This is a genomic window from Janthinobacterium sp. PSRC1-1 (assembly GCF_049897525.1).
Taxonomy (GTDB): domain Bacteria; phylum Pseudomonadota; class Gammaproteobacteria; order Burkholderiales; family Burkholderiaceae_D; genus Janthinobacterium; species Janthinobacterium tructae.
On the sequence record NZ_JAFCWK010000032.1, the window covers coordinates 1 to 809 of the forward strand.

Consider the following 809-nt stretch of genomic DNA (forward strand, 5'->3'; position numbering starts at 1 on the left):
TACTAAGCGTACGACAAGTAGGGCGGGACACGTGACATCCTGTCTGAATATGGGGGGACCATCCTCCAAGGCTAAATACTCGTAATCGACCGATAGTGAACCAGTACCGTGAGGGAAAGGCGAAAAGAACCCCGGAAGGGGAGTGAAATAGATCCTGAAACCGTGTGCATACAAACAGTAGGAGCGGACTTGTTCCGTGACTGCGTACCTTTTGTATAATGGGTCAGCGACTTACATTCAGTGGCAAGGTTAACCATATAGGGAAGCCGTAGAGAAATCGAGTCCGAATAGGGCGATCAGTCGCTGGGTGTAGACCCGAAACCAAGTGATCTACTCATGGCCAGGATGAAGGTGCGGTAACACGCCCTGGAGGTCCGAACCCACTAATGTTGAAAAATTAGGGGATGAGCTGTGGGTAGGGGTGAAAGGCTAAACAAACTTGGAAATAGCTGGTTCTCTCCGAAAACTATTTAGGTAGTGCCTCAAGTATCACCATCGGGGGTAGAGCACTGTTATGGCTAGGGGGTCATTGCGACTTACCAAACCATTGCAAACTCCGAATACCGATGAGTGCGAGCTTGGGAGACAGACGTCGGGTGCTAACGTCCGGCGTCAAGAGGGAAACAACCCAGACCGCCAGCTAAGGTCCCAAAGATTGGCTAAGTGGAAAACGAAGTGGGAAGGCTAAAACAGTCAGGATGTTGGCTTAGAAGCAGCCATCATTTAAAGAAAGCGTAATAGCTCACTGATCGAGTCGTCCTGCGCGGAAGATGTAACGGGGCTAAGCCAGTCACCGAAGCTGCGGATAT

The 809-nt window shown here is 50.4% G+C and carries 1 rRNA gene; it reads left to right on the forward strand.

The features are described 5' to 3' along the window. A 23S ribosomal RNA gene (locus ACP7DW_RS28645) occupies positions 1–809 on the forward strand; the annotation flags it as partial.